Source organism: Stenotrophomonas sp. STEN018 (assembly GCF_056760235.1).
In genome coordinates this window covers 19,317-39,695 of sequence record NZ_JBRREK010000019.1, presented here as the reverse complement: position 1 = coordinate 39,695, position 20,379 = coordinate 19,317, and the positions used below count along the sequence as shown (strand labels likewise).

15 protein-coding genes and 1 tRNA gene are annotated in these 20,379 nt (G+C 64.5%); 13 read left to right on the top strand and 3 right to left on the bottom strand.

All coding sequences use genetic code 11. The annotated features are described in order from the left end of the window. Positions 1 to 8 precede the first annotated feature (8 nt). The 9 genes from ACVOMB_RS09370 (at position 9) to ACVOMB_RS09330 (ending at position 7,940) form a co-directional block, all read left to right on the top strand. Positions 9 to 785 carry an OmpA family protein gene (locus tag ACVOMB_RS09370; RefSeq protein WP_481530917.1) on the top strand — a complete coding sequence of 259 codons (777 nt, stop codon included), beginning with the start codon at positions 9 to 11 and terminating at the stop codon, positions 783 to 785. Positions 786 to 897: 112 nt separating this feature from the next. Further along, positions 898 to 1,500, top strand: a complete 603-nt coding sequence (locus ACVOMB_RS09365; RefSeq protein ID WP_481530916.1) for a DUF998 domain-containing protein — start codon at positions 898 to 900, stop codon at positions 1,498 to 1,500. A 202-nt stretch (positions 1,501 to 1,702) separates the two neighbouring features. Then, positions 1,703 to 4,345, top strand: a complete 2,643-nt coding sequence (gene leuS, locus ACVOMB_RS09360) for a leucine--tRNA ligase (protein ID WP_481530915.1) — start codon at positions 1,703 to 1,705, stop codon at positions 4,343 to 4,345. Positions 4,346 to 4,436: 91 nt separating this feature from the next. Beyond that, positions 4,437 to 5,012 (top strand): LPS-assembly lipoprotein LptE, encoded by a 576-nt coding sequence (locus tag ACVOMB_RS09355; RefSeq protein ID WP_481530914.1) that lies wholly within the window; start codon positions 4,437 to 4,439, stop codon positions 5,010 to 5,012. A gap of 43 nt (positions 5,013 to 5,055) precedes the next feature. After that, positions 5,056 to 6,099, top strand: a complete 1,044-nt coding sequence (gene holA / locus ACVOMB_RS09350) for a DNA polymerase III subunit delta (RefSeq protein WP_481530913.1) — start codon at positions 5,056 to 5,058, stop codon at positions 6,097 to 6,099. Then, positions 6,100 to 6,807 (top strand): nicotinate-nucleotide adenylyltransferase, encoded by a 708-nt coding sequence (nadD, locus tag ACVOMB_RS09345; protein WP_481530912.1) that lies wholly within the window; start codon positions 6,100 to 6,102, stop codon positions 6,805 to 6,807. It begins immediately after the preceding gene. Positions 6,808 to 6,867: 60 nt separating this feature from the next. Then, positions 6,868 to 7,293 carry a ribosome silencing factor gene (gene rsfS, locus ACVOMB_RS09340; protein ID WP_481514113.1) on the top strand — a complete coding sequence of 142 codons (426 nt, stop codon included), beginning with the start codon at positions 6,868 to 6,870 and terminating at the stop codon, positions 7,291 to 7,293. A 75-nt stretch (positions 7,294 to 7,368) separates the two neighbouring features. Beyond that, positions 7,369 to 7,839 (top strand): 23S rRNA (pseudouridine(1915)-N(3))-methyltransferase RlmH, encoded by a 471-nt coding sequence (gene rlmH / locus ACVOMB_RS09335; protein ID WP_282269795.1) that lies wholly within the window; start codon positions 7,369 to 7,371, stop codon positions 7,837 to 7,839. A 24-nt stretch (positions 7,840 to 7,863) separates the two neighbouring features. Continuing rightward, a tRNA-Asn gene (locus ACVOMB_RS09330) sits at positions 7,864 to 7,940 on the top strand. Positions 7,941 to 8,031: 91 nt separating this feature from the next. Here the strand turns inward: ACVOMB_RS09330 and ACVOMB_RS09325 are convergent. From ACVOMB_RS09325 to ACVOMB_RS09315, 3 genes are all read right to left on the bottom strand, one after another. Continuing rightward, positions 8,032 to 10,842 (bottom strand): TonB-dependent receptor, encoded by a 2,811-nt coding sequence (locus tag ACVOMB_RS09325; RefSeq protein ID WP_481530911.1) that lies wholly within the window; start codon positions 10,840 to 10,842, stop codon positions 8,032 to 8,034. A gap of 186 nt (positions 10,843 to 11,028) precedes the next feature. Continuing rightward, positions 11,029 to 11,691, bottom strand: a complete 663-nt coding sequence (locus ACVOMB_RS09320) for an energy transducer TonB (RefSeq protein ID WP_481530910.1) — start codon at positions 11,689 to 11,691, stop codon at positions 11,029 to 11,031. A 357-nt stretch (positions 11,692 to 12,048) separates the two neighbouring features. Further along, positions 12,049 to 12,786 carry an SIMPL domain-containing protein gene (locus tag ACVOMB_RS09315; protein ID WP_481530909.1) on the bottom strand — a complete coding sequence of 246 codons (738 nt, stop codon included), beginning with the start codon at positions 12,784 to 12,786 and terminating at the stop codon, positions 12,049 to 12,051. A gap of 131 nt (positions 12,787 to 12,917) precedes the next feature. Here ACVOMB_RS09315 and ACVOMB_RS09310 point away from each other — a divergent pair, with 131 nt between their 5' ends. Genes ACVOMB_RS09310 through tldD form a run of 4 tightly spaced genes read left to right on the top strand, consistent with a single transcriptional unit; the run spans position 12,918 to position 20,361 of the window. Next, the gene (locus ACVOMB_RS09310) at positions 12,918 to 13,514 is read left to right on the top strand and encodes a Maf family nucleotide pyrophosphatase (RefSeq protein WP_481530908.1); all 597 of its coding nucleotides are present in this window, start codon (positions 12,918 to 12,920) and stop codon (positions 13,512 to 13,514) included. A gap of 5 nt (positions 13,515 to 13,519) precedes the next feature. Further along, on the top strand, positions 13,520 to 15,010 hold the full coding sequence (rng, locus tag ACVOMB_RS09305; RefSeq protein WP_481530950.1) for a ribonuclease G: 1,491 nt from the start codon (positions 13,520 to 13,522) through the stop codon (positions 15,008 to 15,010). A 39-nt stretch (positions 15,011 to 15,049) separates the two neighbouring features. Further along, positions 15,050 to 18,868: a YhdP family protein gene (locus tag ACVOMB_RS09300; protein WP_481530907.1), complete on the top strand. Its 3,819-nt coding sequence runs from the start codon at positions 15,050 to 15,052 to the stop codon at positions 18,866 to 18,868. A gap of 47 nt (positions 18,869 to 18,915) precedes the next feature. After that, positions 18,916 to 20,361 carry a metalloprotease TldD gene (gene tldD, locus ACVOMB_RS09295; RefSeq protein WP_481508401.1) on the top strand — a complete coding sequence of 482 codons (1,446 nt, stop codon included), beginning with the start codon at positions 18,916 to 18,918 and terminating at the stop codon, positions 20,359 to 20,361. Positions 20,362 to 20,379: the final 18 nt, after the last annotated feature.

Genomic DNA, 20,379 nt, shown 5'->3' with positions numbered 1-20,379 from the left:
AGGACGTTATGAACAAGAAATGGACCGTGCTGGCTTTGCTGGCGACGCTGACTGCATGCGGCAAGGGCCAGGTGCGCGAGGAGTTCCCGGACCCGGCACGCGCCTATCCTGCAGGCGGCACCTATGTGAATCTGGACAACCTGCGCCAGTACGCGCCAGGCATGAACAAGCGCCAGATCCAGACGCTGCTGGGTACGCCACAGTTCAACGAAGGTTTGTGGGGTGTGCGCGAGTGGAACTATGTCTTCAATTTCCGCCGCTCGGTTGGGGCCGAGCCGATTCAATGCCAGTTCCAGGTCAGGTTCGATTCCAAAGGAGTAGCCAGCGGGCAGGCGTGGAAGCCGGGTAGCTGCGCGGCCTTGCTGGAGCCTGCACCTGCACCGGTCGCGCCGGCACCGCCTCCGCCACCCCCGGTAGTGGCACCACTGCGGCTATCGGCCGACGCGTTGTTCGCCTTTGACAGTGCCAATCTGTCGGCCACGGGCCGGGCGAAACTGGATGAACTGTTACATGGCCTCCGTGCCAGCGCCGCCCAGGAGACGCTGAACATCGTCGGTTACACCGACCGTATTGGTAGTGATGCCTACAACATGGAGTTGTCGCGCCGCCGAGCGCAGAGCGTGCGCAACTATCTGGTGCAGCAAGGCATTCCTGCCGCCGCCATCCATGCCGAAGGGCGCGGCAACAGTGCGCCGCTGGTGCAGTGCGATGACGCTGCTGGTACTGCATTACTGGACTGTCTGGCGCCGAACCGCAGGGTGGAAATCGCCGTGACCGGTGGCTGAGCCCTGATTGCCGAAGCAAGCGGCCGATGCCATTGTCGGTCGCAGCCCTCACAATGGCGGCCGGTAGTCGTGGCAGCCGTGCTGCGGCCAGAGCTGGACAAGGTGTGCTGTGTTGAAGTGGAACAATGTAATGGCCTGGGCCGGTCCCTTGGCGGCGCTGGCTTTCATCGCTGCGGTGGTGGGTTTCGGAGCGCAGCTGCAAGGCTATGACCAGATGCTGCATCCGGTGTCATTGCTGGGCGCACGCGGCATTGCTGGTGGTGCGGGTTTCAGTCTGCTGGGCTTTGTATTGCCAGGCCTGCTGGCGGCGATTGCGATGCTGGACCTGATCCTGCGCATGCCGTCCAGCGCACCACGCCCGCTGCGGGTAGGCGGGCAGATGCTGCTGCTGGCTGCCATCGCATTTGCCGCGATGGGCCTGTTTCCGCTGGATGTGGAGGATATCGAGAACCGCGCCAGCCAGTTCCACGCCAGCGCCTGGTTGCTGTGGCTGCTGGCCTTCAGTGCTGCTGCCATTGCCCTGCGCTTTGGCGCGGGCAAGGCTGCTGGCTGGCGATCCTTGTCGACACTGACCGTGGTCTGTGCGCTATGGATCATCTGCAGCGCGTTCCTGTTCCAGGTCGCCATGCCGGTGGCAATGGCGCAGCGTTTGGCCTTCCTGGGTTGGCTGGTATGGCTGCTGGGCGCGGCCCGGCTGGCACCGCCGCGCAGCTGAGCGGCGCGGCGCAATAACCGCGATAACGGGGCAGGGCACGCGCAGGCAACGCGCTTGGGGCGGCCCTGAGAAACCTCTGTTTTTTTAAAAGCTCTATATTTCAATGACCTGCGGGTCATGCTTGATGCTGGTCTGCGCCCGGATTGGAGTGCAATGATGCACTGCGGTACCCTTTGCCGCTTTGCCGTTGCCCAGCGTTGACATGTCCAGCGTCGAACCGAATATTTACGATCCCCAGCAGGTTGAAGCCGCCGCCCAGAAATTCTGGGAGGCCGAGAAAGCATTCGAGGTGAACGAAACCTCGGACAAGCCCAAGTTCTACTGCTTGTCGATGCTTCCGTACCCGTCCGGTGCGCTGCACATGGGCCATGTGCGCAACTACACCATTGGCGACGTCATCAGCCGCTACAAGCGCATGACCGGCCATAACGTGCTGCAGCCGATGGGCTGGGACGCCTTCGGCCTTCCCGCCGAAAACGCAGCGATCAAGAACAAGACCGCGCCGGCCAAGTGGACTTACGCCAACATCGGCCACATGCGCAGCCAGCTCAAGTCGCTGGGCTATGCGATCGACTGGTCGCGCGAGTTCGCTACCTGCACGCCGGACTACTACGTCCACGAGCAGCGCATGTTCACCCGCCTGATGCGCAAGGGCTTGGCCTATCGCCGCAACTCGGTGGTGAACTGGGATCCGGTCGATAACACCGTGCTGGCCAACGAGCAGGTCATCGATGGCCGCGGCTGGCGTTCCGGCGCACTGGTCGAGAAGCGCGAGATCCCGCAGTGGTTCCTGCGCATCACCGATTACGCCCAGGAATTGCTGGACGGCCTGGATGAACTGCCGGGCTGGCCGGATTCGGTCAAGACCATGCAGCGCAACTGGATCGGCCGCTCCGAAGGCCTGGAAATCCAGTTCGACGTGCGCGACGTGGACGGCGCTGCACTGGATCCGCTGCGCGTGTTCACCACCCGCCCGGACACGGTGATGGGGGTGAGCTTCGTCTCCATTGCTGGCGAACACCCGCTGGCCATGCACGCCGCCAAGAACAACCCGCAGCTGGCTGCCTTGCTGGCCGAGCTGAAGCAGGGCGGTGTCTCCGAGGCTGAACTGGAAACCCAGGAAAAGCGCGGCATGGACACCGGCCTGAAGGCCATCCACCCGGTCAGTGGCGAGCAGGTGCCGATCTGGGTCGCCAACTTCGTGTTGATGGGCTACGGCACCGGCGCAGTCATGGCCGTGCCGGGTCACGATCAGCGTGATTTTGAATTTGCCACCAAGTACAACCTGGCCAAGAAGCAGGTCATCGCGCTGAAGTCGCCGAAGAATGACGACGAACGCAGCTATGACGACAGCCGCTGGCAGGACTGGTACGGCGACAAGAGCCGCGAAACCGAGCTGGTCAATTCGGCTGAATTCGACGGCCTGGATTTCCAGGGCGCGTTCGAGGCACTGGCTGAGCGATTCGAGCGCAAGGCCCAGGGCCAGCGCCGCATCAACTACCGTCTGCGCGACTGGGGCGTGAGCCGCCAGCGCTACTGGGGTTGCCCGATCCCGGTCATTTACTGCGACAAGTGCGGCGCGGTGCCGGTGCCGGAAGACCAGCTGCCGGTGATCCTGCCGGAAGACGTGACCCTCAATGGCACGGGTTCGCCGATCAAGGCCGACCTGGAATGGCGCAAGACCACCTGCCCGGACTGCGGCGGCGCGGCCGAGCGCGAAACCGATACCTTCGATACCTTCATGGAGTCGAGCTGGTATTACGCCCGCTACACCTCGCCGGGTGCCCGCGAGGCGGTGGACAAGCGTGGCAACTATTGGCTGCCGGTCGACCAGTACATCGGTGGCATCGAGCACGCCATCCTGCACCTGATGTATTTCCGTTTCTTCCACAAGCTGATGCGCGATGCGCGCATGGTGGACAGTAACGAGCCGGCACAGAACCTGCTGTGCCAGGGCATGGTCATTGCCGAAACCTTCTACCGCCAGAACAGCGACGGTTCCAAGGATTGGTTCAACCCGGCCGATGTGGATACGGTGCGCGACGAGCGCGGCCGCATCACCGGCGCGACCCTGCGCGAAGACGGCCAGCCGGTGGTGATCGGTGGCGTCGAGAAGATGTCCAAGTCCAAGAACAACGGCGTCGACCCGCAGACCATGGTGGCCAAGTACGGCGCTGACACCGTGCGCCTGTTCTCGATGTTCGCCGCGCCGCCGGAACAGTCGCTGGAGTGGAACGAGGCTGGCGTTGACGGCATGGCGCGCTTCCTGCGCCGACTGTGGGCGATGGTGCACAAGCACACCGTCGACGGCATTGCGCCGGCGCTGGACGTTGCTGCATTGAGTGCCGAGCAGAAGGCGATCCGTCGCAAGACCCACGAAACCATCAGCAAGGTCAGTGACGACTACGGTCGCCGCCACGCCTTCAATACCGCCATCGCTGCGGTGATGGAACTGCTCAACACCCTGGCCAAGTTCGACGATGCCAGCGAGCAGGGTCGTGCGGTGCGCCAGGAAGCCTTGCAGTCGGCGGTACTGCTGTTGAATCCGATCACTCCGCATGCCTGTCATGCGATGTGGCAGCTGCTGGGCCACGCGCAGACCCTGCTCGAAGATCAGCCGTTCCCGCAGGTGGACACGGCTGCGCTGGTCAAGGACTCGCTGACCTTGGCGGTGCAGGTCAACGGCAAGCTGCGTGGCACCATCGATGTGGCCGCCGATACTTCGCGCGAGCTGATCGAAACCCTGGCCAAGGACGAGCCGAACACGGCCAAGTTCCTGGTCGGGTTGACGATCCGCAAGGTCATCATCGTGCCGGGCAAGATCGTCAACATCGTTGCGGCGTAAGCCGCAACGGGCATCTCAAGTGCAGTTCACGCGGCATCAGGCAGGCTTGCTGCCTGTTGCCGCTCCCGGCCGGCTCATCCAGACTGTGTGCATGACTCGATACCTGACCGCCCTGATTCTCGCCGCCACCCTCACCGGTTGCGGCTTCCATCTGCGTAACAAGCTCGCGCTGCCTGCCGATATGCCGGCGGTGCAGGTGGATTCAGCGGTGCGTTACAGCGAGCTGGTCAAGTTCCTCAACCGTGGCCTGCGCTCCTCGGGCGCCACCGTGGTGGAAGACGGCGACACGCTCGCTGTCGCTGGCAAGACGCCAGGGGTTGCCCGTCTGCAGATCCGTTCCGAGCGCTGGGGTGACCTGCCCATCGCCATCGACGCCCAGGGCCGCGCCCAGGAATACAGCCTGCGCTACGCGGTGGTGTTCTCGTTCCTGCGCCCGGACGGCAGCGTGATCGTGCCGGAGCAGGCTGTGGAACTGTCGCGTGACTATGTGTCGCCGCCACAGAATTCCACCGGTACCACCACCGAGCGCGAAATCCTCGCCGATGAGCTGCGCCGAGAAATGTCGGCCTCGATCCTGCGTCGCATCGACAGCGTGGTTCGCGCCGATGTGGAGAAAGCCCTGCAAGCCCCCAAGCCTGCGGAGGACGCAGCTGGTGAGGTGCACTGAGTTGGTGGGTTCCGGCGCTGCACAGACGCTTCGGGGCTGAACAATGGAGCTGCGACCGGAACAACTGGCCAGCCAGATAGGCTCCCAAGCTTTGGCGCCGGTGTACCTGATTGCCGGCCCCGAGCTGTTACGGGTGATTGAAGCCGCCGATGCGGTGCGTGCCAAGGCGCGCGCCGATGGCATTGGCGAGCGCGAAGTATTTGATGCTGATGGTCGCGATTTTGATTGGGGGCAGTTGGCTTCCAGTTTCAACGCGCCCAGCCTGTTCAGTGCGCGTCGTCTGGTCGAAGTGCGCCTGCCCAACGGCAAGCCGGGCAAGGAGGGCGCCGAGGTCATCAGCGACTTCTGCGCGCGGCCTGCGCCGGACGTGGTGCTGCTGATCACCGCTGGCGAATGGAGCAAGGCACACCAGGGCAAATGGGCCGAGGCGGTCAACAAGGTTGGCGTGCTGTCGGTGGCCTGGGCGATCAAGCCGCATGAATTGAGTGACTGGATCGAGCGGCGCCTGCGCAGCAAGGGTTTGCGCGCTGACCCGGGCGCTGTGCAGCGCTTGAGCGAGCGGGTTGAGGGCAATCTGCTGGCGGCCGCGCAGGAGATCGACAAGCTGGCGTTGCTGGCCGATGGCCAGCCGCTGGATGTGGCCAAGATGGAGTCGCTGGTCGCCGATGCCGCGCGCTATGACGTTTTCAGGCTCAGTGAAGCGGCATTCTCCGGGCAGGCACAGGCCGTGCTGCGGATGGTGGCTGGCTTGCGCGCCGAGGGCGAGGCGGTGGCCGCGTTGATGCCGATCCTGATCCGTGAATTGCTGATCACCGCTGGGTTGGCCCGGGTGCAGGCCAATGGCGGCAATCTGGCTGCGGAAATGAAATCCAAGGGCATCTGGGAGTCGCGCCAGGCGCCGTTCAAACGCGCCCTGCAGCGTCACCCCGACCCACGCCGCTGGGAACGCTTTGTCGCCGAGGCCTCGCAGGTCGACCGCATGGCCAAGGGGCGGGCCGAAGGTGACCCGTGGCTTGCCTTGGAGCGTCTGCTGGTTGCGCTGGCCGAAGCCCGCGCGGTGCGCCTGCTCGTCCGTGGCGTGCGCTGAATGACTACTGGGCGGTCGCCGGCAGGCGCTGCCGCAGACGACGGCCTGTGGCTGCTGTACGGCGGCACCTTCGATCCGGTTCACAACGGCCATCTGGCCATTGCCCGCTGCGCTGCAGCCGAGCTGCAGGTGCCGGTGCACCTGATGCCCGCCGCCGACCCGCCGCACCGTGCACCGCCCGGTGCCGATGCCGCCCAGCGTGCGCATATGCTGGCGCTGGCGGTAGCGGACGAGCCCAACCTGCTGGTGGATACCCGCGAACTGCAACGCGCTGAGCGCAAGCCCGGTGTGCCATCGTGGACAGTGGACACCCTGCGTGACATCCGCGCCCAGATCGGCTCGCAACGCCCGCTGGCGATGCTGATGGGGGCCGACAGCCTGCTTGGCCTGCCGAGCTGGCATGAATGGGAGCATCTGCTCGATCTGGCACATATCGTGGTGGCTGAACGACCGGGCAGCGGCCTGGACGGTGAGTTGCCAGCGCAACTGGCGCGACGGCTGGACGGGGCTTGGGCCAGCTCGGCTGAAAGTCTGATCGATAGCCCGGCCGGGCGGGTCTGGCGGCTGCGCCAGCCGCTGCATGCCGAGTCCGCGACCGAGGTGCGGGAGGCCATTGCCAACGGCGGCCAATGGCGTGATTTGTTGCCTTCGGCGGTGGCTGGGTACATCCTTGCGCAAGGCCTGTATGGCAGTGCCGCGCGGGCGTGAATGCCGGCAGCGGCCATGTTCTCTATAATCGTCCCCCTTAATTCATCGAGTTCTGCTGCTTTGACCACCGAAGCCCAAGTCATCAAGACCCAAATGCCCAGCCCGGCACCCTCCGTACCGGCCCTGCTGGCGTCCGTTCACTCCGCCCTTGAGGAGATCAAGGCCCGGGATGCCGTCGAGCTCGATGTGCGTGGCAAGTCCAGTGTGGCTGATTACATGGTGGTGGTCTCCGGTACCTCTACCCGTCACGTCAAGTCCATCGGTGAGGAAGTAGTGCGCTTTGCCAAGAACCTGGGCGTGATGCCGCTGGGTGTTGAAGGTGAGCGCGAAGCCGAGTGGGTGCTGGTCGACCTGGGCGACGTCATCGTCCACGTCATGCTGCCGCGCGTGCGCGAGTTGTATGCGCTGGAGCGTCTGTGGACCGTTGGCGACCAGCCGCGCTCTGCCTATGACGACGAAGGCGAAGACGAGCAGGATGCTGGCTGAGCCTGACGGCCGCAGCTTCTGTGACGGCGCCGCAGGGCGCCGTCTTTGTTTGTGCAGGTTGATAGGAGGCCGCGCATGAAAGCCAGATTGATCGCCACCGGCGAACGCGCGCCGTCGTGGGTTGCGCAGGGGTTTGCCGAGTACCAGAAGCGACTGTCGCATTGGTTGCCGCTGGAGTTGGTTGAAATTGAGCCGGGCCTGCGCGGCAAGGGCCGTGATCCCAAGCGCGCGATCGAGGACGAGGGCAAGCGGGTATTGGCTGCACTGCCCAAGAATCCCTATGTGGTGGCGTTGGACGTGCCAGGCAGGCAGCTCAGCTCCGAGCAGCTGGCGCAACGGCTGGAGCACTGGCGCACGCAGGGGCGCGATCTGGCGTTCCTGATTGGCGGCCCGGAAGGGCACGCGGCGGAAGTATCTGCAGTGGCCGATGAGAAGTGGTCGATAGGCCCGCTGACCTTGCCGCATATGCTGGTTCGGCTGGTTGTAGCCGAGCAGTTGTATCGCGCAGCGGCGATGTTGGCCAATCACCCCTACCATCGCGCGTAATTAACGTATAGAATGCGCCTCCCCGCCCGAATAGCTCAGCCGGTTAGAGCACTTGACTGTTAATCAGGGGGTCGTTGGTTCGAGTCCAACTTCGGGCGCCAAGTTTTAATTGAAAACCCGCATCGCGAGATGCGGGTTTTTTTTGTCTGTCATTCAAGCCGCCCCGGCGCGTTTGGCGCCGGGGCGGGTACATCACTTGAACGTGTACTTGGCGCCCAGCGTGTAGTAACGGCCAACCGCACCGCTGTAGTGCAGCGGGTTGTAGTTGACCGCGCCGTAGGTCAACGGATCCAGCGGTGCGATGCGATCGGTCAGGTTCTGCACCGAGCCGAAGATTTCGAACGCTTCGGTAGCGCGCCAGCGACCGGACAGGTCGATGGTGTAGAACGCGCGCAGTTTGCAGCCGCGCGGTGCATCGGAGCCATCGACGTAGTGATTGGCACAGCTGTCACCTCGGTAGGCGACGTTGTCCATGCTGCCGATGTAGTTGGCGATGCTGCTGATGCTGAAGCGGTCCATGTCCCAGGTCAGGCCGAAGTTCAGGCGATCCTTGGGGGTGCCGATGCAATTGGTGACATCGCAATTGCCGTGCGTACCGGCGTACTGGAACACGGAGCCGGTGCCGTCATCGCGCTCGAACGAATTGATGCGGGTCCATTGCATGTCCATCAGCAGCTTGCCGTAGTTGCCCAATGCCACGCGCTGGCGGATGTCGAAGTCAAAGCCGCGCACGGTGGTGGATGCGGAGTTGATGTAGTCAACGCTGACCGCAAGCAGGCTGCCGCTGTTGGGAATGCCTGGAAGGTCATTGTCCGAGCGGATGCCGCGGCCAGCAGCCAGGGCCAGATCGGTATCACCCTGGTTGATCTCGTTGGTGCGCTTGATCTGCCAGGCATCGAAGGTCAGCGTCGTGCTCGAGGTCGGGTCCAGCACCAGGCCGACGGTGTAGCTCTTGGACTTCTCCGGCTTCAGTGCAGGGTTGGCCGAGGTGATGATGGCCAGGCTGACGGCGCAGTCCGCTGCGGTGGCACCAGGTGCCGGGGTGCCACCCGGGCAGCGCACCGGGTCACGCGCGGTGCTGAAGGCGGCCAGGCCGCCGTCACCGGCTTCGGCCGGGCCGGGTGCGCGGAAGCCTTCGGCATAGGTGGCACGCAGGGCGATCCACTCGGCCGGGGTCCATTTCAGGCCGACTTTCGGCGTGGTCGCGGTGTCGCCGCCCTTGTACTTGTCAACGCGCAGGGCGCCGGACAGCTCCAACGACTTCAGTACCGGGGCAACCACTTCCGTATAGGCCACGGCGACTTCTTCGGTGCCCTTATAGGCCGAATAGCCCAGGCCGATGATGTCGCCCAGGTCGGTATAGCTCTGCGGATCCAGGTTCGCCTTCTGGCGGCGGTACTCGGCGCCAAATGCGAGCCCGAGCGGACCACCGGCCAGATCGGCGAGGCTGCGTGAGGCCTTGAAGTCGATCATGTCCAGCGTGGTGGACGCGTTGGCGTGGATGGTCGGGGAGATGTAGTCGTACAGCGCCTGCGAGTTCTGCCCGGCATTGGCGCCGATATGCCACCAGCCCACCGGGCTGTTCGGGTCGGTCAAGGCGGTGCGCACATGGCTGTAACGCAGGAAGCCGGTGCGCTCGTTGACCAGCTGGGTTGCCGAGTGCAGGTAGGCGGTATCGATATCCCATTCGCCTGCGGTGCCCTTCACCCCAACCAGGAAGCGGGTGAACTCGTTGGTGTTTCGGGTGACGCGTGGGCCTACGTCGAACGCGGCGTAGCGCAGGCGGGCGTCCACGCCCAATGGGTTGTCAGGGTGAGCTGCGCCCAACACCGTTGCACCGCTGCCGCTGCTGGCGTTGACCGGGCCGCCCGGATAGCCCCAGGAGCCGGAAACACCGCTTGGGGTGTTGTAGAACACGTTCTTTTTCTTCGAGTAGCCGAACTCGCCATACATCTCGAAGTTGTCCGACAACACGAAGGTGCCGCGTGCGAACAAATTGCCGAACTCTTCGCTCGGGCTCAGGCTGCGGAAATCCTGGGTCTGCCACAGGCAGCCGCCGCCCACGTCGGGAGGACTGATGTTGGAGAACTGCGAGCAGCCTGGCAGGGACTGGTAGCGACCGGTTGCCGGGTCGCGGATGCTACCTGCCGGTGAGCTGCCGGCGACGGTGCCGTTGGAGGTGATGGCACCGTTGAGCGGGAAGAACTGGCCACCAGCTACGCGATCAAAGCCATACGGACTCAGGTCGCCGTTGCCGATCCACTTGCGGTTGCGGCGGTCTGAAATACGGATGTCATCGGTCTTGCTGAGGTCGATGCTGACGAAGGCGTTGAAGCCATCGGTGTCCAGATCGCCCACGCCAGCGGTCAGCGATGCCTTGCGCGCATTGCCATCGCTGTCACCGGAGGTGCCGTAGGAGGCCTTGAGCATGGCGCCGGTGAAATCGCGGCGCAGGATGATGTTGACGACGCCGGCGATGGCGTCGGAGCCGTAGATGGCTGAGGCGCCATCCTTCAATACCTCGACGCGCTCGACCGCATCCATCGGGATGACGCTCAGGTCGGTGAAGACCTTCTGGCCGTCATCGGCCAGGCCGTACGGTGCCATGCGACGACCGTTGAGCAGGACCAGGGTCGACGCCGCACCCAGGCCGCGCAGCGAGATACCGGAGCCGCCGCCGGCAAAGCCGGTGCCGAAGCTTTTGGGAATGGAGCCGGCGCCATCGCTGGTCAGGGTCTGCAGGTATTCGGCGATGGTGGCCTTGCCGGTACGGTCGATTTCCTGCCGGGTGATGACCTGCACTGGTGAGGCGGTTTCAGTTGTGGCGCGGGGGATGTTGGAGCCGGTGACGGTTATCCGGTCCAGGTTGGTGGCCTTCTGGTCCTGGGCCATGGCCAGCGGTGCGGCCGCTGCCAAGGTCAATGGAACCAGAAGCAGGCGGCTGAGGTTGCCGGTGATTGCGTCGCTAAGACGGTTGCTGCGCGGGTAGGTCGGATGTTTCACAGTCTCTCTCCAGGGAACAGCGGCAAGAAGGCCGCCAACACGCGGCCAAAGAACATCGACGGCCGCGAATCTAGGTTTCCCATGGGTGAAGGCGTAGTGAAATAATCATTAATGGCCACAGACAGCTTGGCAGTGCTTATGGCAGCGTTCCCAAAAACCGCTGCCATAAGCGGGCCTCAGCCCTGTTCAGCCAAGCTTGAAATCAACCGGGATCAGGCCATAGGCCTGTACCGGACGGCCGCCGTCGGTAGCGGGTTGGAACTTCCAGCGACGCAGCACCTGGCTGCGGGCGGCGTTGTCCAGGCTGCGGTTGCCGCTGCTGTGCTCGACGCTGACCTCCAGCGGTGAGCCATCCACATCCACCAGTACCCGCAGCGTCACCGTGCCCTGCGCACCGGCCAGCAGGGCATCACGCGGATAGCCTGGTGCCGGCGCATTGAGGTAACGCAGCTGCACGCCTTGCAGTGGCGTGGATGCGCCGATTGAATCGATGGCCGGGCTGTTGTCGATCGTCGGTGCAATGTCCACCGGCGCGGTGACGACCGCCTCGGTGGCGAAGATCGGCATCGGTGCGTTGTCCACCGGTGCTGCCAGTGCCGGTTGCCGCGGCGGTGACGGCGTGCGGGTCACCGGGACATCAACCGGCGGTGTGGGCGGGTTGGGGACGACGGGTTTGACGTCGGGAACCTGCCAGCGTTCGCGCTCTGCTTCCCTTTGGATGGGCACCTGTGACAGCGGAATCAGCAGCAAGCCCAAGGCAAAGGCGTGCAGGGCCAGGGCGGTGCTGTAGGCGAGGATGCGCGAGGGTTCTACGTGCAGGGACGGACTGCGTTGTTGCGTGCGGACCATGTTCCACCTCCATGCGTGGGCGTGTGACAGAGAACAACGCGTGATGACACGGGACAGGGTTGCTGATTTGCGTCCCGTGGCTGCAGTGCGCCTGTTATTCAGGCGTTCGGCAAGCGGGGTAGTTGTTTCTGGTCAGCTGGCGGACAGCTTGATGGCACGTCGACTGGCTTTTGTAGGAGCGGCGTGAGCCGCGAAGCCGGCACATCATCAGGTGGCGCAGTTGCCAAGGGTTTCAGCAACGCCAGCTTCGCGGCTTACACCGCTCCCACAAACAAATGCCAGCCTCGCCACCAAGGCGAGCGACCCAAACAAAAACGGCGCCCGCAGGCGCCGTTCCGATTGCAGCTGCCGCGTTGCTCAGCGGCCCAGTTCGAACACCACGTCCAGGTTGACCGAGACGGTGGTTTCGCCCGGCGACACCGCGGTGTCCATTTCAGCCTTGGCGCTACGACCGGCAGACATGGCCATCATCGGCATCGGCCGGAAGCCGCCTTGGCTGCCTTCGGAGATGCTGACGATGCGGCGTACGCGCAGGCCCAGTGCCTTGGCGTAGGTTTCGGCGCGAGCCTGCGACTTCTTCAGCGCGGCCAGGCGGGCTTCGTCATAGACCGGTTCCGGCTGGTCGATCTCGAAGCTGGGGCCGTTGATCTGGTTCGCACCCTGTGCAGCCAGGCTGTCCAGTACCTTGCCCAGCTTGCTGATGTCGCGCACCTTCAGGCTGACGGTGTTGTTGGCCTGGTAGCCGGTGATCTTCGGCGGCTCGTTCTCGGCGTAGCGGTACTGCGGGCTGAGGTTGATGCCGCTGGTCTGGATGTCGCGCTCGGCAATGCCGGCGGCCTTGATCGCAGCCATTACCTTGTCCATCTGTACGGCGTTGTCGCGCATGGCGGTGTTGCCATCGACTGCCTGGGTGACCACCCCGGCCGACAGGGTGGCGATATCCGGCACGCGGTGCGCCTCGGCCTGGGCCGAGACGTTCAACAAGGTCGCGTCGCTGGCAACCACGGCCGGGACGGTTTGGGCATTGGCGGTCATCGAGACTCCAAGAGCGAGAGACAGGGACAACAGCAGTGGGGCGAGGGCAGTACGACGCATGGTGATCCTCCTTGGCTGGATCGTGAAAATGAACACAGAGCGATGAACGGGTGGTGAGCCATGATGGGGTCACCGTCACTTTGCCAGCAATGCTCATCATTCAGGTTGCTGGCGCAGGTTATGCTTTCACGATGCTTTATCTCGCCTCCCGCTCTCCCCGTCGCAACGAACTGCTGTCCCGCCTTGATGTGCCTTTCCGCGCCCTTGATCTGGAGGTGCCGGAGCAGCGTGCGCCGGGTGAGGCGGCCGAGGCCTATGTGCGCCGGGTTGCGCTGGACAAGGCCCAGGCGGGGCTGGCGCTGGTCGCCGATGACCCGCAGGCTGTGGTGCTGGGCTCCGATACCGAGGTGGTGCTGGATGACCGGGTTTATGGCAAGCCGGCCGACGCTGCCGATGCGGAGGCCATGCTGGCCTCGCTGGCGGGGCGTACGCATAGTGTGATCACCGTGGTGGCCTTGGCCGCAGCTGGGCGGCATGCGCTGGAAACGGTGATATCGGAAGTGACGTTCGCGGCGATGAGCGCGACGCAGATCCAGGCCTACGTCGCCACCGGCGAGCCGATGGGCAAGGCCGGTGGCTATGCCATCCAGGGTGGGGCGGAGCGTTTCATCAGTCATTTGGCCGGCAGCTACTCCGGGGTGATGGGGCTGCCGTTGCAACAGACCGCCGCGCTGCTGGCGGCATTTGCCGCAGGCGCGGACGACGATTCCATGGACAAGGGGGAATGAAGGACGTGTCTGAAGAAATTCTGGTCAACGTCACCCCGCGCGAAACCCGCGTGGCAGTGATTGAAAACGGCATGTTGCAGGAGCTGCACATCGAGCGCGGTTGGCGCCGCGGTGTGGTCGGCAACATCTACAAGGGCAAGGTGCAGCGGGTGATGCCGGGCATGCAGGCCGCGTTCGTCGAGGTCGGCCTGGACCGCGCAGCGTTCCTGCATGCCAACGACGTGGTGCGTCCGGCGCCGGTGGCAGCCGACACCGACGAAACCGCGCCCAGCCTGCCATTGCCGTCCTCGGTACCGATCGTGGAGTTGCTGCGCGATGGCCAGGACGTGGTGGTGCAGGTGGTCAAGGATCCGATCAGCACCAAGGGTGCACGTCTGACCACGCAGATCAGCATTCCCTCGCGTTACCTGGTGCTGCTGCCGCAGTCCAAGATGGTCGGGGTTTCGGCCCGCATCGAGGACGAGGGCGAGCGCGCCCGTCTGAAGTCGCTGGTCACCGAGATCTCGGCCCAACACGGCGGCTACGGCTACATCGTGCGCACCAATGCCGAAGGCCAGCCGGCCGAGGCCTTGGCCGAGGACATCTCCTACCTGTCGCGGGTCTGGACGGTGGTGGAGCGGCGCGGGCGCGAAGCGCCGCCGTGCAGCATCATCTATGAAGACCTGAGCCTGCCGTTGCGTTCGGTGCGCGACCTGATCCGCAAGGACGTGGACAAGGTCAAGGTCGATTCCAAGGAAACCTTCGGCCAGCTGCAGGCCTTCGTCGCCAAGTACATGCCGGTGCTGGGCGAGAAGCTGGAGCTGTATACCGGCGACCGCCCGATCTTCGACATGTTCGGGGTCGAGGATGAAATCGTACGCGCCTTGAACAAGCAGGTGCCGCTCAAGTCCGGTGGCTATCTGGTCATCGACCAGACCGAGGCAATGACAACCATCGACGTCAATACCGGTTCCTTCGTCGGCCAGCGCAATCTGGAAGAAACCGTATTCCGCACCAATCTGGAGGCGGCGCAGACGGTGGCGCGGCAGCTGCGGCTGCGCAATCTGGGCGGCATCATCATCATCGACTTCATCGACATGGATGACGCCGAGCATCGCCGCCAGGTACTGCGTACGCTGGAAAAGGCACTTGCGCGCGACCACGCCAAGACCACGGTGTACGACTTCTCGCCACTGGGTCTGGTGGAAATGACCCGCAAGCGCACGGTCGAAAGCCTGGAACGGCAGCTGTCGGAAACCTGCCCGCAATGCAGTGGCCGTGGCAGTATCAAGACCGCCGAAACCGTGACCTACGAGATCTTCCGCGAGATCACCCGCGCCGTGCGCCAGTTCGAGGCGGCGCGCTTGCTGGTGATCGCATCGAGCAAGGTGGTCGCGCGCATCACCGACGAAGAGTCGGCCGCGGTGGCCGAGCTGGAGGAGTTCCTTGGCAAGAGCATTCGCTTCCAGGCCGATGATCAATACCTGCAGGAGCAGTTCGATGTGGTTCTGCTCTGAGCCAGCTCACCTCGCCGCACGGAAGCGCGAAGTGAGCTGATGACCACGCTGTTGCGCCACCGCCTACGCCGCTTCCGTCGCTACGCCTTGATGGCAGTGGCGATCGCGTTGGTGTGCGTGGCCTTGCTGGTCGGCACGGTCAGCCAGTTGCTGCCGATGGTGGAGGCGCATCCAGACAAGGTCGCCGCCTGGTTGAGTGAACGTGCCGGGCAGCCGGTGGCGTTTGATCACCTGGACACGCGCTGGACCCGGCGCGGCCCGATCCTGCAGCTTGATGGTTTGCGGGTGGGGCAGGGCGAGGGTTTACGCATTGGTCAGGCCGAAGTACTGGTGGCGGTGTATTCGGGCTTGCTGCCCGGTGCGCCGCTGACCGAGCTGCGCCTGCGCGGGCTGGCGCTGACCCTGCAGCGGGCTGATGACGGCCGTTGGTCGGTGCGAGGTCTGCCCGAGTCCAAAACCGGCGGCGATCCACTGGACGCGCTGCGCAGGCTAGGCGAGTTGCAGGTGATCGGTGGCCAGCTGCAGATACAGGCGCCGTCGATCGGCCTGCAGACCCGCATTCCGCGCATCGATCTGCGCCTGCGTGTGGACGGTGAGCGTCTGCGGGTGGGCGCCAAAGGCTGGATCGATACCAAGGCTGCGCCGGTCACCGCGGTATTGGATTTCCAGCGCCAACGCGGTGATGGCCAGGCTTGGTTCTCGGCCGATCCGGCCGAGCTGGGGGCTTGGTCCGAATTACTGAAGTTTGCCGGGGTGCAACTGCGCCAGGGCAAGGGCGAACTGCAGAGCTGGGTGCAGCTGCGGGACAACCGCGTGGTGGCGGTCAGCGCCGAGGGCGAACTGGACGATGTGCAGCTTGCCGGTGCGCCGTTGCAGGGCGCTGCCGCGCCTGGCGTTGCGTTCAACAAGCTGCAGCTGCGCGCGCGCTGGAAGCTGATTGATGGCGGTTGGCGGTTGGACGCGCCCACGCTGAGGATCGCCACCGACAGCACTACCCAGTCACTGGACGGCTTGCTGCTGGCCGGCGGCAAGCATTATGCGGTGCAGGGCAAGCAGCTCGACGCGGGCCCGCTGCTGCAGGTACTTGCGCTCAGTGACCGCTTGGAGCCCAGCCTGCGGAACTGGCTGCATCGTTCCAAACCGTCGTTGAAATTTGCCGATATCAGCCTGCTCGGTACTGCCGATGGCCCTTTGCGTGCCAGTGGCGAACTGTTGGACGCCAGCTTTGCGCCGGTGGGCGACAGTCCTGGCGTCAATGGCCTGCGCGGGCATTTTGAAGGCGACGCGCAGGCGTTTTCGCTGGCTCTGAAGCCGGATCACGTGGTGCGTTTTGATTGGCCTACCGGCTTTGGCGTGCTGCATGAGCTGCAGCTTTCCGGTGACCTGGTCGGTTGGCGCGAGGGTGCCGGCTGGCAGATTGCTACGCCGGCGCTGCGGGTGCAGGGCCGGAACTATGCCGCCGACGTGCGCGGCGGCCTGTGGTTCCAGGGCGACGGTACCCGGCCGTGGATCAATCTGGCTGCCAAGATTGATGATGTGCCGATGACCGCGGCCAAGCAGTTCTGGGTGCGCTCGAGCATGAGCGATGCGGCGATCGAGTGGCTGGATGCGGCACTGGTGGATGGCACCCTGCGCGGCGGCACCGGTCTGGCGGTCGGTGATCTGGACGACTGGCCGTTCACCGGCAACAACGGTCGCTTCGAGGCGGGCGGGCATATCGACGATGGCTCAATCCGCTTCCAGCAGGACTGGCCGCTGATGCAGCACGTCAATGCCGACATCAACTTCATCGGCGGCGGTTTCGATCTGAATGGACGTGGTGAGTTGGCCGGGGTGAAGGTGGATCATCTGCGCGCAGGTATCGCCAGTTTTGCCGACTCCAAACTGGTGGTGCAGGCCAGTACCGTTGACGAAAGCGCGCGCCTGCTGGCGATGCTGCGGCAGAGCCCGTTGCAGGCCAGCTATGGCGACACCTTGGACAATCTGACGGTGGCCGGAGCGGCGGCGGTCAATTTCGATCTGCTGTTGCCGTTGCACCATGATGGCGGTGGGCATCTGCTTGGCGACGTCGATCTGCGCGGCGTGCGCATGGCCGACAAACGTTGGGATCTGCAGTTCGAGGGTGTGCGCGGCAAGGCCCAATACAGCAGCGATGGCTTTGATGCGCCGGCCCTGCAGGTGCGGCATCAGGAGCGCGACGGCGTACTTGCGCTGCGTGCCGGTAAGCCGGTCAAGGATGCTGCGCATGCCTTCGAGGCCGAACTAAGCGCTGATCTGGATGCTGGCAAACTGCTGGACCGTGCGCCGGAGCTGGGCTGGCTCAAGCCCTACGTGCATGGCACCTCGGCTTGGACGGTCGGGGTCAGCCTGCCCAAGGAACAGGCCGGCGCGCGCACTGGCCCGCCAACCCTGTTGACCCTGCGTTCGGATCTGCAGGGCACGCGTCTGCAATTGCCTGCCCCGTTGAACAAGCCGGCCGCCGATGCCTTGGCGACGACCGTGCAGGCGGCCTTGCCGATGGGGGCCGGACGCATAGACGTGTCCTTCGGTAAGCTGATGGCCTTGGCAGCGCGCAGCCAGAACGGCAAGACCGGCGTGCAGGTCACGATGGGCAGCGACCGTGTCGATCACGAGCCGCCGGCCGACGGCCTGGTGGTCAATGGCCGGACTCCGTCACTGGACGCACTGGAATGGATCACCTTGGCGCGCGGTGGCCAGAGTGACGGTAGCGACGGCGGCGTGGCCTTGAAACAGGTGGACGTATTGGCCGACCAGTTGTTGATGGTGGGCGGGCGCTTCGCGCAGACCCGGCTGCAGTTGCGGCCCGGCGCCGATGCGGTTGCCGTGCAGCTTGATGGGCCGGCACTTGCGGGCAACCTGCGCGTACCTACCGCCGATGGCGGCACGGTCAGCGGGCAGCTGTCGCGGGTCTATTGGCAGGCGGCGACGGCGACGACGGCCGAGTCCAGCGACACCCCGGCAGAGCCGATCAATCCAGCCAATATCCCTCCGCTGGCACTGGATATCGACGACCTGCAGTTCGCCACAATCAAGCTCGGCCAGACCCGCCTGCGCACGCGCCCGACCAGTGACGGCCTGCAGGTACAGGAGCTGGCAATCCGCGCACCCAAGCAGGTCATCGACGTGCAGGGACAGTGGCGCGGGGTTGGCGCGCAGGCGCGTACCCAAGCCACAGTGGCAATGCAGAGCGAGGATCTGGGTGATCTGCTGCAGCGTATGGGTTATGCCGGGCAGCTGCGCGGCGGCCAGGGCAAGGTGAATCTGCAGGCTGGCTGGCAAGGCGGCCCGATGGCGTTCAACATGGCTACGCTGGAAGGTGGCATGGACATGAACCTGCGCAACGGTCAGCTGCTTGAGGTGGACCCCGGCGCCGGTCGCGTACTCGGCCTGCTCAGCGTGGCGCAGCTGCCACGGCGCCTGCTGTTTGATTTCCGCGACCTGTTCTCCAAAGGCTTGGCGTTCAACCATGTCGAGGGCGCGATGCGCTTTGGCAACGGCCAGGCCAGTACCGACAAGATCGCCATCGAGTCGTCGGCGGCGGAGATCACTATCCGCGGCCAGGCTGACCTGGTAGGTCAGCAGTTCAACCAGACCATTGATGTGAATCCGCGCTCGGGCAATCTGCTTACGGTTGTGGGTGCGGTAGCCGGTGGTCCGGTAGGCGCTGCAGTAGGCGCCGCGGCCAACGCGGTGCTGGGCAAGCCACTGGGCGAGATCGGTGCCAAGACCTATAAGGTGACCGGGCCATGGAAAGACCCAAAGGTCGAAGTACTGGACCGTGACGCCGCCCGTCTGCCGCCGCCGGTAGTTACTCCCGGGGCGGCCAGCACCCCCTGAATCAGTGCAGGCTTGCATGAGGCGGGCCTGCCCCCATCTGGATAGTCATGACCGAAAACGCTCTCACGCTCGCCGAAACCCGCCTGCTGCTGCCCGCCGGGCTGGACGCCAATCGCCTGGAACGCACCTTTGGCACCCTGCTGGGGCCGGGCATCGATTTTGGCGATCTGTACTTCCAGCATTCGCGCCGTGAGAGCTGGAGCGTGGAGGACGGCATCGTCAAGGATGGTGCGCATTCGATCGAGCAGGGTGTTGGCGTGCGCGCGATTGCCGGCGAAAAGACCGGCTTTGCCTACTCGGACGATATCCAGCCGGCTGCTTTGTTGGCAGCCGCGCAGTCGGCACGCGCCATCTCCCGCGAGGGCGGTGAGCAGAATGTACGCTCGCTGGTGCGCGGCAGTGGTCGCGCGCTGTACCCAGCGCTGGACCCGGTGGACAGCATCGGCAACGAAACCAAGGTGGAAGTGCTCAAGCGCCTGGATCGCTATCTGCGTGCAGCCGATAGCCGCGTGCAGCAGGTGATGGTGAGCCTGTCCGGTGGCGTCGATACGGTGCTGATCGCGCGCAGCGACGGCGTGCTGGCCGCTGACGTGCGCCCATTGGTGCGCTTGAACGTGCAGGTAATCGTGGAGCAGAACGGCCGCCGCGAATCCGGCTATGCCGGCGGCGGTGGCCGTTACAGCTATGAAGAATTGTTTGCCGGTGAGCGCCCGGAAGCCTTCGCCCGCGAAGCGCTGCGGCAGGCGCTGGTGAATCTGGAGGCCATTCCGGCCCCGGCCGGCGTGATGCCGGTGGTGCTCGGTCCGGGTTGGCCCGGCGTGCTGTTGCACGAAGCGGTAGGCCACGGCCTGGAGGGCGATTTCAACCGCAAGGGCACCAGCGTGTATGCCGGCCGTATCGGCGAGCGCGTGGCCTCGCCGGGCGTGACCATTGTTGATGACGGCACCCTGGAAGGCCGCCGCGGCTCCTTGAACATCGACGATGAAGGCACCCCGACCCAGTGCACCACGCTGATCGAGGACGGCATCCTTGTCGGCTACATGCAGGACACGCTCAATGCGCGTTTGATGGGCGTTGCGCCGACCGGTAATGGCCGTCGCGAATCCTTCGCGCACATGACCATGCCGCGCATGACCAATACGTATATGCGTGCAGGCAACCATGATCCGGAGGAGATGATCCGTTCGGTGAAGAAGGGCTTGTACGCGGTCAACTTCGGCGGCGGCCAGGTCGACATCACCAGCGGCAAGTACGTGTTCTCGGCGACTGAGGCTTACTTGATCGAAGACGGCAAGATCACTGCGCCGGTGAAGGGTGCAACTTTGATCGGCAACGGTCCGGAGACCATGCAGAAGGTGCGCATGATCGGCAACGATCTGGCACTGGATGAAGGTGTGGGTATCTGCGGCAAGGACGGGCAGAGCGTGCCGGTCGGTGTCGGCCAGCCGTCGTTGCTGATTGATGGGCTGACGGTGGGTGGTACGCAGGCTTGAGGGTTAGGCTGAAGAGCC